At 34.1% G+C, this 13735-nt stretch carries 10 protein-coding genes and 1 tRNA gene; 6 read left to right on the top strand and 5 right to left on the bottom strand.

The window, feature by feature from the left end; all coding sequences use genetic code 11:
- The first annotated feature begins 46 nt into the window (after positions 1 to 46).
- Positions 47 to 4471, top strand: a complete 4425-nt coding sequence (locus tag ACJVDK_RS17380; RefSeq protein ID WP_443937929.1) for a translocation/assembly module TamB domain-containing protein — start codon at positions 47 to 49, stop codon at positions 4469 to 4471.
- 206 nt (positions 4472 to 4677) lie between these two features.
- Here the strand turns inward: ACJVDK_RS17380 and ACJVDK_RS17375 are convergent, their stop codons facing one another.
- The 3 genes from ACJVDK_RS17375 to ACJVDK_RS17365 all read right to left on the bottom strand — a co-directional run bounded on the left by ACJVDK_RS17375 (position 4678) and on the right by ACJVDK_RS17365 (position 7896).
- On the bottom strand, positions 4678 to 5889 hold the full coding sequence (locus tag ACJVDK_RS17375; RefSeq protein WP_443937928.1) for a bifunctional 3,4-dihydroxy-2-butanone-4-phosphate synthase/GTP cyclohydrolase II: 1212 nt from the start codon (positions 5887 to 5889) through the stop codon (positions 4678 to 4680).
- Between the two features lie 133 nt (positions 5890 to 6022).
- The gene (locus ACJVDK_RS17370) at positions 6023 to 7486 is read right to left on the bottom strand and encodes an LptF/LptG family permease (RefSeq protein WP_443937927.1); all 1464 of its coding nucleotides are present in this window, start codon (positions 7484 to 7486) and stop codon (positions 6023 to 6025) included.
- 29 nt (positions 7487 to 7515) lie between these two features.
- The gene (locus ACJVDK_RS17365; protein ID WP_443937926.1) at positions 7516 to 7896 is read right to left on the bottom strand and encodes an START-like domain-containing protein; all 381 of its coding nucleotides are present in this window, start codon (positions 7894 to 7896) and stop codon (positions 7516 to 7518) included.
- 427 nt (positions 7897 to 8323) lie between these two features.
- On the opposite strand from ACJVDK_RS17365, the gene ACJVDK_RS17360 reads away from it, so the two are divergent.
- Both ACJVDK_RS17360 and ACJVDK_RS17355 read left to right on the top strand, forming a co-directional pair.
- Positions 8324 to 8397, top strand: a tRNA-Met gene (locus ACJVDK_RS17360).
- Between the two features lie 193 nt (positions 8398 to 8590).
- On the top strand, positions 8591 to 9712 hold the full coding sequence (locus tag ACJVDK_RS17355; RefSeq protein WP_443937925.1) for a tyrosine-type recombinase/integrase: 1122 nt from the start codon (positions 8591 to 8593) through the stop codon (positions 9710 to 9712).
- Between the two features lie 36 nt (positions 9713 to 9748).
- Here ACJVDK_RS17355 and ACJVDK_RS17350 read toward each other — a convergent pair whose 3' ends face one another.
- Positions 9749 to 11611, bottom strand: coding sequence for a hypothetical protein (locus ACJVDK_RS17350; protein ID WP_443937924.1), 1863 nt, complete (start codon positions 11609 to 11611; stop codon positions 9749 to 9751).
- Between the two features lie 647 nt (positions 11612 to 12258).
- Here ACJVDK_RS17350 and ACJVDK_RS17345 point away from each other — a divergent pair.
- Positions 12259 to 12483 carry a helix-turn-helix domain-containing protein gene (locus tag ACJVDK_RS17345; RefSeq protein WP_443937923.1) on the top strand — a complete coding sequence of 75 codons (225 nt, stop codon included), beginning with the start codon at positions 12259 to 12261 and terminating at the stop codon, positions 12481 to 12483.
- A 70-nt stretch (positions 12484 to 12553) separates the two neighbouring features.
- Here ACJVDK_RS17345 and ACJVDK_RS17340 read toward each other — a convergent pair whose 3' ends face one another.
- The gene (locus ACJVDK_RS17340; RefSeq protein WP_443937922.1) at positions 12554 to 12802 is read right to left on the bottom strand and encodes a helix-turn-helix domain-containing protein; all 249 of its coding nucleotides are present in this window, start codon (positions 12800 to 12802) and stop codon (positions 12554 to 12556) included.
- 95 nt (positions 12803 to 12897) lie between these two features.
- Here ACJVDK_RS17340 and ACJVDK_RS17335 point away from each other — a divergent pair, with 95 nt between their 5' ends.
- Together ACJVDK_RS17335 and ACJVDK_RS17330 are read left to right on the top strand one after the other, a co-directional pair.
- Positions 12898 to 13236: a hypothetical protein gene (locus tag ACJVDK_RS17335; RefSeq protein WP_443937921.1), complete on the top strand. Its 339-nt coding sequence runs from the start codon at positions 12898 to 12900 to the stop codon at positions 13234 to 13236.
- A gap of 2 nt (positions 13237 to 13238) precedes the next feature.
- Complete coding sequence (locus ACJVDK_RS17330; RefSeq protein ID WP_443937920.1) at positions 13239 to 13694, top strand: hypothetical protein; 456 nt, start codon at positions 13239 to 13241, stop codon at positions 13692 to 13694.
- Positions 13695 to 13735 lie beyond the last annotated feature (41 nt).

Below are 13735 nucleotides of genomic sequence, written 5' to 3'. Positions count from 1 at the left end.
TAAAATAATCCTTTGGATATTAGCATTCATAATTTTGCTATTTGCGTTGCTCATTTTTGTGCTTCAGTTTAAACCCGTTCAAACTTATTTTGCTCAAAAAGCCGCCGCATACCTATCGAAAGAATTAAAAACAACCGTATCCATTAAAAGTTTATACATTAAACCGTTTAAATCTATCGTTTTAGAAGATTTATTGGTTTTAGACTTACAAAAAGATACACTTTTAAATACTCCACAGTTAATGGTCGATATTAATAGACTCTCGATTAATCAGCGAGTTATTGACATTAACACCATTCAAATTAACAATGGAAATTTCTTCTTAAAAGATTTTAAAGGTAAGGCTTCTAACCTTGATTTTATTATAGATTATTTTGATTCTGGTAAGCCGGAAGTAAAAAAACCTAAGAAAAAACCTTACGACATTACATTAGACCGCGTTATTTTAAATAAACTTGCTTTTAAATACAAAAATTACGCTGCTAAAGACACCTTACAAGGAAGCAGTGTTAATTTCGAAAATGTGAGCGCCACAGATATAAGTGGAATTTTAGAAGACTTAGACACCAAAAGCCATCTCTTAAAGGCGCGTATTAAAAATCTTACCCTGCGAGAAAGGTCGGGCTTTTACCTCAAAAACTTAAGTGCTGATGCCATTATTGATAGTAATGCTATTGAATTAAAACAATTGTTGGTGTTAACCAATCAGAGTCGACTTACGGACTACTACAAAATGCAATTTAAAACATACCGCGATTTTAATCATTATGTAGCAAACGTTCGCATGAAGGCGAATTTCAAAAATAGCCACATCAGCTCGCGCGACGTCGCCTATTTTGCTCCAGAACTAACAGACATGCGCCTAAACATCGATGTGGACGGCCAAATAAGTGGTTTGGTGAACAATTTACGCGCAAAAAAATTATCGATTAAAACCGGAAAAGCGACGTATATAAAAGGCGATTTCAACATAAAAGGCTTGCCAAAGTGGCGAGAAACTTTTATGGATTTAAAAATTGAAATGGCTGGTACCAATAGAACAGATTTAGCTGAAGTGTTAGCGGGGATTACCAATAGTAAGAAGAAATTGCTACCTACCATCACAGAAAAATTTGGCAATGTAAACTTCAATGGCAACTTTACAGGCTTGCTAAATGATTTCATCGCCTATGGCGAATTTAAAACAAAGTTAGGTCGAGTAGTTTCAGATGTCAACATGAAAATTGGCAAAGACCAGGTCCCTACCTATTCAGGAACGGTTAAATCCTATGATTTCCACATTGGCCAGTTGGTTGACGAGCCACTATTGGGGCGTGTTACCTCAAAATTATATGTAAAAGGTAGAGGGACCGAGCTGAATGAACTAAAAGAAAACATTAAAGGAGACATTAGTTACATCGATGTAAACAAATACCGGTACAGCAATGTAAAAATTAATGGAAAGCTTGATAAAAAATTTTTTGACGGCGAGTTAGTGGTGAATGATAAGAATGTTCAACTAGACTTTAATGGAAGTGTTAATTTGAACCCCAAATTACCCATATTTAATTTCACCGCTGAAATCACAAAAGCGAAACTCAAAAAATTAAATCTTTTTAAAGATTCTTTAATTGTAAGTGCAAAGTTTAAAACTAATTTCTCGGGATATAACTTAGACAATATTGCAGGGAAACTGGCTATTCAAGAAATTCAATTTAAAAACCCGAATGGCAATTTCTTTGTAGACTCTATTCAAGTGAGCGCCCAAGGCACGGGAAGTAGCCGTTTTTTAAGCATTGAATCAGATATTTTAGAAGCCAGCATTCGTGGAGAATATGATTTAAATTCCATCGTTTCGTATTATAAATCGATGGCGAAGAACTACATACCTTCGCTCCAAACAAAGATTATTCAACACAAAGTGCAACTTTTTGAGTTTAACTTGAAGGTGAAAAAATTTGATCCCATGGCACAAATTATTGCTCCAGGTTTACAGATTGAAGAAGGGGCTAACTTTACCGGTTTATTTGATTCTCAAAACCAAAAGGCCAGTTTAAACGGTTTTATCAAAAACATTTCGTACAACGGTATTAAGGCCAATAACGTAATTATTGATCAGAACATGACGAAAGAAATGTTGCACTTAATTGTTACGACCGATAGGGCGCAACTCAATGATAGTTTGTACTTAGACGATATCAACATCTCGAACATCTTACGGAACGACAGTTTAGCTTTTAACGTTAAAATGTCTAATTCGGAAGCTGTAAATCAGCTCGACTTAAATGGCTTGGTTGAATTCACGAAAAACCAAGATACTACGGCACGCTTAAGTATTTTACCTTCGTTACTGAAGGTTAATAATGAAGAATGGCGCATTCAGGAAAAAGTTCGAATTATTTTCAATAACGGCAAAATTGAAATTAGGCATTTCGATTTAACCAACGGTCCACAGCAATTGATTGTTGATGGTTTTATTTCTGAAGATCCTAAAGATTTAATAAAAATCTCCTTAAATCAGTTTAATTTAAAAACTTTAACCCCTTTTACCAAAGGGATGGGGATTTCTTTGGGTGGTTATGCAAATGGTGAAACTAGTGTATATGGTATTCTAAAAGCGCCTAGAATAAATGACAACATTGAAATTGACTCGTTAAGCATCAATAAAATTTACATTGGAACCTTAATTGATACTTCTTCGTACAACCAAATCAGTAAAAAAATTGGGGTGTACACGCAAATCATGAACCGCGATACAGAGACGTTTAAGCTTACCGGCGAGCTTGACTTAAAAGAAAAGAAGCTGGATGTGAACGTAAAGATGGATGAGAGCGAGTTAACGATTTTGGAACCTTTCGTAGATGAACTGGTTTCGAATCTAAAAGGTAAAGTTTCAGCGGATTTAAAATTACAGGGTAATTTGGCGAAACCTGACATTAACGGTACACTTTCCTTTAACAAGGGGCAAGTAATGGTTAATTACCTAAAAACTACATACGTTATTACCGATGATGTGCAGGTGGAAAAAAGTATCGTAAAGCTTGATGATTTTAAGTTGAGCGACTTGGAAGACCATGAAGGGATTGCAAATGGAACTATCGATTTGAGTAACATTAACTATCCAAACCTCAATGTGGTTTTAAAAGCACAAAGCTTAATGGCGTTGAATACCACATCAAAAGATAATTCGCTATATTTTGGAACCGCATATGGAACCGGTACTTTCAGTTTTATTGGTCCTACAAATAAAATGAGGATTGATATTAAAGCGAAAACTGAAAAAGGAACGGTTTTTAATCTTCCATTAAACAGTGCTGAAACAGTGTCTGATAAGGATTTTATTAACTTTATTGGCCCTGATACCACGACAACTACCAACTTGAAATCGAGCTATTTCGACGGTCTAACCCTGAGTTTTAAATTGTCTATTGACCCCAATACAGTTGCCAACATTTACACCGTATTGGGAAATTTAAGCGGACGAGGAAATGCTGATTTAACATTAAACATTAATAGTTACGGCGATTTTGACATGTCTGGTGATTATATTATTGAATCCGGAAGTTTTGATTTTACCGCACAGGAGGTTATCAACAAAAAATTTGATATCAGGCAAGGAGGTACCATTCGGTGGACGGGTAATCCGAGTGCCGCTCAAATTAATTTAAAAGCCATTTATGCGTTACGAGCCAATTTGAGTGAATTATATAAAGCCGCTAACCGCGAGGTTACGAGTGATGCCAACCAACGGGTAAATACTGAGGTTGAGATGGGATTATCTGGCCTATTGGAACATCCAGACATTCGATTGGATATTAATTTCCCGAATCAGCCTTCGATTCGAGAGCAATTGCAATCGTACTTCGGCGATTACAACAACATGCAACTACAGGCATTTAGTTTAATCATTAGAAGAAGTTTTGCGCCAGGAACAGGCGGCGAATCGTTGGGAACGCAATTGAGTTCAACGGTTTCGAGTACGGCAACTGAATTGATATTTAACCAATTTAACAACGTACTTTCTTCGTTAAACTTAAACTTTGTTGATTTTAACGTGAAATCGTTAAGTGAAGCAAATGCTTCTTTTAAGCTTTTCGACAATCGATTGTTGATTAATGCCGGTTTCTCGGGAAGAAATACCTTGAACGATTTAGCGGTAGCCGATTTTACGAAAAGCAATATTGGCGGGGAAATAGAAGCTATCTATTTGATTCGAAAAGATGGCACGTTAACTGCCAAGGTGGCAAACAAACCGCCTTCGCAACAGAGTATTTTCTTAAACAGCGGTATTAGTACAACGGCCAATGTAACCTCATTTGGTTTAATGTATACCCAACAGTTTGACACTTTTAAAGAGTTTTTACGTAAAATTTCAGGTGCTTATCGTCGCGATTTAAAGCGCAAACAAGCCTCGGAACCTACCAAGAATACGAATAAAAACATGTCGAAAGAATTGATAAATCCGGGTGGAAAAACAGAGCCTAAAAAATAACCTTACTTATTTCTATTAAGGGATGAGATGAATTATGAGCGCTTTGCAACTTGGCCAAGAACTTCGCCCCTAAGGTGTTAAACCTGATTGACATGGAAAGCCCGCTGCCCGGTTTTTAATCCGGGGGAGGACTTGAAATAAAAAGCAGGGCTACAGTAGTCTAAGCGACTCCGAACCCTGCTTTTCAAATATTATTTTATGAAAATTTACCCTTTCATAATGGTGTGCCCCATTTTATCTCTTTTTGTTTTCAGGTATTTTTCGTTGTGTTGGTTGCTAGCAATTTCGATTGGAATGTTTTCGACAATCTCAAGACCGTAGCCGATTAATCCTGCTCTTTTGGTTGGGTTGTTGCTCATTAAACGCATTTTGGTTACGCCTTCTGAACGTAATATTTGAGCACCTACACCGTAATCGCGTTCATCGCCTTTGAAACCTAATTTAATGTTGGCTTCTACGGTATCGAATCCGGCATCTTGCAGGTTATAAGAACGCAATTTATTGATGAGCCCAATGCCACGACCTTCTTGATTCATGTACACGACAATTCCTTTACCTTCTTTTTCAATCATGGCCAAAGACTGGTGTAATTGCGGACCACAATCGCAGCGGCAAGAGCCAAAGATATCGCCTGTAACGCATGAGCTGTGCACACGTGTCAAGATAGGTTCATCGGCTTTCCACTCCCCTTTACTAATGGCTAAATGGGTTGCGTTGTTATCCAATTGCGTGTAGGCCGTCATTTTAAAGTTGCCCCATGCAGTTGGCAAATCGATGGTTACTTCTTGTTTTATTAGGCTATCTAAATTTAATCGGTAAGCAATTAAATCTTCGATTGAAATAATTTTTAATTGGTGTTGTTCTGCTATTTTAAACAAATCGGGTAAGCGGGCCATTTCGCCATCTTCTTTTAAGATTTCGACTAAAATACCTGCTGGTTTCATTCCTGCTAAACGCGCTAAATCGACTGCCGCTTCGGTATGACCGGCTCTTCTGATAACGCCACCGTCTTTTGCAATTAATGGAAAAATATGCCCTGGACGACCTAATTCTTCAGGGTTTGTTTTTGGATTTACCAAAGCCAACATGGTTTTTGAACGATCGCTGGCTGAGATACCCGTGGTACAACCGTGTCCTACCAAGTCTACCGATACAGTAAAGTTTGTTTCGTATGCGGCAGTGTTCTTGCCAACCATTAAGTTGAGGTTCAATTCTTTGCAACGCTCTTCTGTTAACGGGGCACAAATTAAACCACGACCATAGGTTGCCATAAAATTGATTACTTCGGGAGTGGCATTTTCTGCGGCGGTTAAGAAATCGCCTTCGTTTTCTCGTGCTTCATCGTCGACCACGATAATAACTTTACCAGCTTTGATATCTTCGATTGCCTCTTGTATAGTGTTTAATTTTGTTTGCATTGATATAAAATACTACGTATTTAACTAAAAAAACAGCTACACTTGCTTGGCGGTAGCTTTTTTGTTTGCTTGTACAAAGGTACAACCTTATTAAGCAATATGATATTTAAAATATCATTTATAAGTAAAGGTGTTAGCCTTGTTGTTTCTTATCTCTTCTAAACAGCTTGACAAAGAATTGCTTGTACTCATTTATGTCGAATAAGGCCGAATCGGCGGTTGCTTTATAGGTCAAGAATGCCGCTAAAGGGCTTAACACAATGGTAGCAAACCACATAGCTAATACCGGGTTCATGTTTCCTTCACGAGCCGATTTTTCAGAAACGGTGATGATGATGTGGTATATTAAAAAGAAAGATATGGCCGCTACAACGGGTAAACCCATCCCTCCTTTTCGGATAATGGCACCCAAGGGAGCTCCAATAAAAAACAATAAAATACAGGAAGCGGCCAAGGTGAATTTTCGTTGGTATTCTACCCGTGTGAAAATAAATTCGCCTGTTACATTGGTATGATTGGGCGCTGTACTTAACAAGCTTTGTTTTAGGCTTACTACTGCGTTGCTGGCATTTTCCAAGCTCTGTCTGCGGTATCCATTCGGTAAACTCAACAATATTTTATCGGAAATAACGATTGGTTTGGCTTTAACTTTTGTATAACCAAGGGCGCTATTGCTTTGCTTAAAATTAATAGCCAGGCTGGCTTTTGTACGAAGGTTGATGGTATCGAGCACCCGGCCCAAGGAATCGTGCTTTTTGGTTATCCCCTTTAAGTTTAGCATGGGCGTACTATTTCCAAAGGCGTTTGGATCGGTACGGTTCATTTGGAAGGACGATAAATCAAAACGTTGTTTGGTTTCTTTAAAACTTCTTCTGAAAAATAACTGACGGGGGTTGTAGGCTCCGGTTCCACTCGACTGCTCTTCGTATTGAACGCCATCTTTAAGTTCGATTACTAAAAATTTATCGTCCTTTGTTTTATTCATCACCCCTATTCTTGCCTTGATGATTCGCGGCACTGCTGAGGAAGATGAATTATTGGCTTTCAAATCGCTCATTCCTTTATGATCATAAATCATGATATTATGCAGGGTACCATCTTCATCTTTAGAATCTACACGGATAGCATAATTGGGAATACTATTATTGAAAACGCCAGGCTTAATTAAAAAAGATAATTTTTTGTTGCGGATATCGTACAGCAAAGAGCCAAATTTTAAATTGGCTTTTGGTAACATGTAATTTGAAAAAAGGAAGGAAGAAATGGTCAGCAGTAAAATTACAACAAACAAAGGCTGCATGGCTCTTTGAAGGGATATCCCTGCCGACTTAATGGCTACAAGTTCATAATTCTCGCCCAAACTCCCGAAAGTCATGATAGAAGATAGCAATACAGAGAGCGGTAATGCCATGGAAACGTTTGCTGCTGAGGCATACCACATCAATTCTAATATGGTATACCATTCAAAGCCCTTTCCTATTAAATCGTCGATCCATTTAAACAGGAAAAACATTAACAGAATGAACATTACCACAAAAAAAGTGGCAACGAAAGGTTTAACAAATGCCTTTATTAAAAGAAGATGTATTTTTTTCACCGTACAAAGGTAAACATTGGATGCAAATATTATGCACCCAAAACACCTATCAGGTAATCAATTTGATTATCCCAGATTAATTTCTTTTCAGCTAGAAGTTCGTCGGTTGTAAAATCGGTAATGGCTAGCGCTACATCGTTGGTTAATTCGTCTTGAACAATTTCCATTTCGAAATAACATTGCGGCTCGTCATCAATCCATTTGAACTTAATTGATTTATTCTCTTTTTGAGCGACTAGCTTTGCTTTTTGCTGTTCGTCATCCCAGGTAAATGTATATACTTGATCGCGATAGTGTACGTCATCTGCAAACCATTGTGATAATCCGTTTGGCTCGCTGATAAAACTATATAATATTCTTGGCGACGATTTAACCTCGTACTCTAACGTAAATTTTTTCTTATCTGCCATGTTCATTCATCTCCAGACCAAATTTCTGGATTATGTTTTTTAGTTATTTTTCTAAAGAAAGGAATTTAAATCTGTTTTTGCAAACGCTAAAAGCCACAAAAAAATATTTATCCTTTATTTTAAGCATTTCATTTTCGGTAAGTTAACCATTTTTAGCAAAACACAAATTATTCTTTTTCTTTTAAGACCATTTATATTTTATTCTGTAAAAGGAATGTTGCCTCAGTAGCCATAAACTTGCTTTTTAGGGTGTAAATTCGCTTCAATATAAAAGCCTAGTGTTGCGAACAAAGCCCAGCAAACAGATTTACAATGAGTTAAAATATATTTTAAATTATTTTTTCTCAGAATAAATTTAAATCCTATATTTGCAACTCCAAAAACGGACCATCCATAAATACGTATAGAAATATACAATTTTATACTCGGCGGGGTAGCTCAGATGGTTAGAGCGCAGGATTCATAACCCTGAGGTCGGCAGTTCGATCCTGCTCCCCGCTACTAGACAAAAGCTCATCGAAAGATGGGCTTTTATACTTTAAAGGCACTTCCGCTGCATTCCATCCTACCATCTAAAATCTTTTCTTTACTCTGAAAATAACCCCTGCTCTGCAAATGAGAAATTTTATTTCATTCTCTCGTGGGATTTTTAGAAAGAAAGATTAAATGCTTTATATGCACAATCGACAACATCGTGTATACAACCCCACAAATTTCAGCTAATGACAACTTAGCCTCACGTTCATACGTGTATTTCTACTATAACAAAAAACATTATAAATTTTATAATGGTAATAAACTGAATTTACCCATATTCCCTAATCATGCCAAAACGATTAAAGAAAGAGCCAAATTACTTCATAAGCTACAGCAGGAATATACAAAAGCCTTAAGTAATAATTGGAGTCCAACAGCATCACCTTTCTTAAACGAGATACTATCAACCAAAGCAGCCTTTAATAAAGTGCTAGAAGAAAAGCTGAAATCACCTTACAGTAAGTTTTATAAAAGAGATTTAAAAACTGTTTGTGACCAATTCCTTCAATCACTTCCTAAAGAATTTTTAGAAATGAATATCAATGAATTACCTAGTGGTGTAATTGAATCCTTTCTGAATCAATTTAAAAGCTCTGGGAGACACTACATGAACAAAAGACGTTCTTTATCAGTATTCTTTTCAGAACTTGTTAGAAAGGAATTAATAGGGAAAAATCCAGTCTTAAAAACTTCTAAACAAAAAATTAAAGCAAGACTACATGATATCTATAAGGATGACCAATTAAAAGAGGTATTAGCTTTTTTAGAAGATAAGTATTATAATCTCTATTTATGCGCATTAATAACCTATGGTTGTTTATTGAGACCCCATCAAGAGGTTAGATTTTTAAAGCGAAAACATCTAAATGATGATTTAACTCAAATTCAATTATCAGGTTCAGAAAATAAAAGTGGTAGAGTTAGAACCGTATTCATCCCTCCTTACTTACAACAAGTCTTAAGTAAACAATTAATAAGTGTAGAGGATTTAGACGTAAATATCTTTACTAAATCTAAAGAACCATTTAATGATGATTATTTTAAAACTCAATGGTCTAGGGCTAAAATGCAAATGATTAAATCCAATATTATCACAGCAAACCAAACGCTATACTCATTTAGACATACTGCTGTTGTGCAAATTTATAGAAAAACGAAGGATTTGAACATCTTGCAGCAACTTTTAGGGCATTCTAACATGATTGTAACACTCAATTATTTAAGAGGTCTTGGAGAGGCTACAAATGATGATTTGAAGAATGTCATGCCTGGATTATAACAAGTAAGGCTCCTTTAGTAAGGGAGCCTTATTTTTTTAAAACTTAATTAATTTCATCCCTAATTCATACCCTCTAACTGTATACCCATCAACGTTTTTATTAATCTCTTTCGCAAAGAAGAATTTCTCAATTTTCTTAGCCGTAACATGGACACCACAATCTAAAGAACTGTAAATCATTTGTAACTCTTTCTTTATAATAGAACTCGAATAGAAATGATATTCTTTAAAGTGTGCTTGAACTAATTTTGCAAGAGCTAACGACAGTTCAATCTTAGATGCAGTTTTAATAATATACTCCTTTTCAATAGCCTTGCTATTATATTTCAAAGCAACTATTTTTTCATATCCTAATATCTCATAATAATTAAAGTGCATAGGATAGTCATTTTTAATTTCCATCAATGAGCTATTGAACGAGATACCCTTAACTGAATTATTTGGTTCTGCGAGTTCATGGATTTTATCAATAATTATCTTATTCTTTTTATTTGAGCCGACCCTAACACTAGCTAATTTCTTTCTTTCTGCTGTAGTTAAATCTTCTAAATCAGATAATGCCTGATAGCTAAACCCAGTTTCACACCAAGCCTTTTTTAAAGCATCAATATTTAAATACTGCTCATAAGCAATATGTGAATTTATAATTGCATCTATTTTAGAATAATTGATATGTGCAGCACAATCTATGTTCTGAATATCTGCGTACCTATTAATCTCACTTGACAATTTAGGCATAAGTAAATCTCTAGTATTTTGAATCATTGGATGGTTATTAAATGCGTTATAAGTATTAATAGCGTCCTCTGCCTCAAAAATTACCTTATTTTTTATTTCTTCTACTTCTAATGGGCTAATCATTTTTTCTCTAGTGTTGGTGATGTGATATATATTTTTTTCTTTAAGACCTCTTACTCTCCCTATAATTTGTACACCTTTGGAAATTCCAAAACAGGTATGAGGTCTATTTATGTCGGATAGCATTATTATGATTGCATTGTCATCATACAAATCCCAGCCCTCATTATATTTAGAGGTATAAATATTTAGCTTTGAGTATTCTACATCTTCCTTGCCAATCTCTTTAAATAAACCAACATACTCTCCCAGTTTTTTCATATTCTCCTCACTTTTGGAACAAAAAACAGAAACATCAGTTAATCCAGCATAATCAATTAATTCTACTGCGCCATTAACTGTATTATAAAAAACATGTAGATTTTTATTGGGATTTTTATCTATTAGCTTTTTTAATGTAAAGAGAATGGAATTAGAAAATATTATATTTACTTTTTCTTTAAACTGCTCATCAAACTCAATTTTCACTCTCGTTAATGCCTCTATCTTTGGGTCTGAATATAAATAAGGAGTGGCAGATATTAATGCCTTGTTTTTAAATCTAAAAAAAATATCAAAAACACCTGAAATATCTCTATAAAGTCCTTCAGTAGCAACACAATGTGCCTCATCAAAAAGGAAGAAACAATGTTTGAAAATATTATAATCTATTCTACTACTAGCCTCAAGAATCTTCCAACAACTATCAGGAGTACTCATTATTTTTATACAAATTCCATTAACAAGACATTCTAAAAGGTATTCTGCAATTTCTTCAACCGTTGTAATGCCATAAACCTCAAATAGATGATTAAATATTTTCTTCTTTGCATGTATAATAGAAATATTTGGAACTACTATGAGCGAATCTCTATTGTCTGTTATTTCTAATGTTGTACCACCATTTCCACAGCGACCTTTATTAATATTTGTATTTGAGGGTATTCTCTCAAATGCTTTATCTATATAATCATTTATCCCAATCTTACATAATAGTGTATTTGAAATTTTATTTTCTGAAAGACCTATTCCTTCTTTTTCTTTTAACTCTTTTACTTCCATTCCTTAATCTGTTTTTTTTAAGTCCACAACCTTAATAGAAGAAATAAAATTGTATATCTATACAACAGCATTATTACTTTTTTATTTAAAATTTACTTGTATATACAGATAATGTAAACATTAAGAAAAAATGTAACTTTTTCAGCAAAAATAAAAGGGTGATGCAACTCCCTTTTACTATTGTGAATTAAAAAATGGCTGAATGAAAGGATAACTGGAATTGTTATCCTATAAGACATATCAAATAGAATTATCTCCTATTATAATTTGCAAAATTACATAAAATAATTTTAAAATCCTAATTTTTTTAGCAAAAAAAAATAATCTGGAGATATTCGCATTCCCTACCCAATATGCAAACCCCCGACCCAATTATGAAAGCGGTTAGCGGGGTGGCCTCTAATACAAAAGAAAATGATTTAGTGTTTGAATTTGAAAGGCTATCAATTCACCTTTTAAAAGAGATAATTTTCTTAAAAAACAATTCTCTTCACATTAAAAACTATTATAGCTATTAATCTACATCACCTCTACTAATCCCAAAAATTTCAATTTAATATACCTATCCTAATATCCATTTATAAACGTGTGCAAATAGGGCAAATCTGCTCTAATATAAAAAAAACCTTAAGTATACTTTTGAATCAATGCCTGTAAACAAGCAAGAATTGGTCAAGAAAGTAGGCCTAAACATCAGAACCTGTAGGAAAGAAAAAAACATTTCTATGGAACGGTTGGCGTTAGACACTGGACTTGATTATTCACAAATATGCAGGATTGAAAGAGGTGTAATAAATACAAGCCTTTACCAAATCTATCTCATTTCTAAATATCTTGATGTTCCAGTAATACATTTCTTCTCTGATATTTAGAATATCAACACCAATAATTAACTATTTTCTATTAAAAAACATTATAAGATGAAATGAAATTTATTTATAATCAGAAATCAAATAAATCTTTAATTGGTAGGTTTAATCCTTTAGCAATTGCAGAAGCAGTAGAAATTGTTGGATTAGTCTCACCTAATTCAACATATGAAAGCTGCCTATAATCGATACCAGATAATTCTGCAAGCTTTTCCATAGAAAGTTTTCTTTGCTTTCTAAGTAATCTAACCCTGCTACCAAAGGCTTTAATTAAGGCTTCATCCTTAGTATTTATCACATACCAAAGGAATAATAATATCATGCTAATTGTTATGAAATATATTTCATATTTTAATAAATTTGACTTAATTACTTCTAATAAAAAATTAAAATAATCACTCAATAAAAAAAATAATTATGAAAACACGTTCAATTTTATTAGCACTAACCATTATGCTATTTTACAGCTGTTCATCCATCTACCAATCTCAGGGTAATTCAAGTATTGAATTGATTGAGGAAACGAAAAATGATATTGCTAAAAGTGCAAAAAGCTTTGAAGGTCAACATAAAAGCATCTTACTTCAATCTTGGGGAGCACCAAAGTCAAAAACAGATGATGGTTTAGGAGGTGAGATTTATTATTACTCTAAATCTGTTAATCTAAGTGCTGGCACAATGGCTGTATACATAAATATGTATATAAATAAGGAAGGTAAAATTTATAAAACTGACGTTAAACATTTATTAATATAATTATGCGTATTAAATTATCTTTTTATATAAGTACATTACTATTTTTAATAATTAATTTTATTTGCACGATATCTTATTCGCAAAATGGCACGTACAGATGTGCCTCACAAGGATATTCCACATCAGACAATGCAGTCAATAAACTATATTCAGCAAAACAGCTTATTATTATAGATATTAACAATTTAAATGGCGGTGAAGTAACTATTAATACACCTGCTGATGAATATATAATTAAGTATTCTATTGCTAAAACACGAGAAGTACTAACAGATACTAAGGAAAGGACAATAACTAGAACTTACGACGTATATTTAGTAATGATGGGGGAAAAGATTAATAAGGCATTATTAGCAATTGTAGAAAATATGGATACCGAAAATATTAGTATGTGGATTTATAATGAAAAATATAAGGCATATAATACCTATTTAAATCTTAAAAGGATTACAAATTAATATTTCTAACTGAACATTAAATAAAGTAATTTCAAAATTAA

The organism is Pedobacter paludisoli, from assembly GCF_052344095.1.
Taxonomy (GTDB): domain Bacteria; phylum Bacteroidota; class Bacteroidia; order Sphingobacteriales; family Sphingobacteriaceae; genus Pedobacter.
Note: the sequence above shows the minus strand (reverse complement) of the source record. Positions and strands in the feature narration are given on the sequence as shown.

What these genes read in the sequence shown, in the direction of transcription:
- ACJVDK_RS17330 (WP_443937920.1), top strand. Translation starts at nt 13,239, where the DNA reads ATGCGTATTAAATTATCTTTTTATATAAGTACATTACTATTTTTAATA.
- ACJVDK_RS17345 (WP_443937923.1), top strand. Translation starts at nt 12,259, where the DNA reads ATGCCTGTAAACAAGCAAGAATTGGTCAAGAAAGTAGGCCTAAACATC.
- ACJVDK_RS17365 (WP_443937926.1), bottom strand. Translation starts at nt 7,896, where the DNA reads ATGGCAGATAAGAAAAAATTTACGTTAGAGTACGAGGTTAAATCGTCG.
- ACJVDK_RS17340 (WP_443937922.1), bottom strand. Translation starts at nt 12,802, where the DNA reads ATGATATTATTATTCCTTTGGTATGTGATAAATACTAAGGATGAAGCC.
- ACJVDK_RS17335 (WP_443937921.1), top strand. Translation starts at nt 12,898, where the DNA reads ATGAAAACACGTTCAATTTTATTAGCACTAACCATTATGCTATTTTAC.
- ACJVDK_RS17375 (WP_443937928.1), bottom strand. Translation starts at nt 5,889, where the DNA reads ATGCAAACAAAATTAAACACTATACAAGAGGCAATCGAAGATATCAAA.
- ACJVDK_RS17350 (WP_443937924.1), bottom strand. Translation starts at nt 11,611, where the DNA reads ATGGAAGTAAAAGAGTTAAAAGAAAAAGAAGGAATAGGTCTTTCAGAA.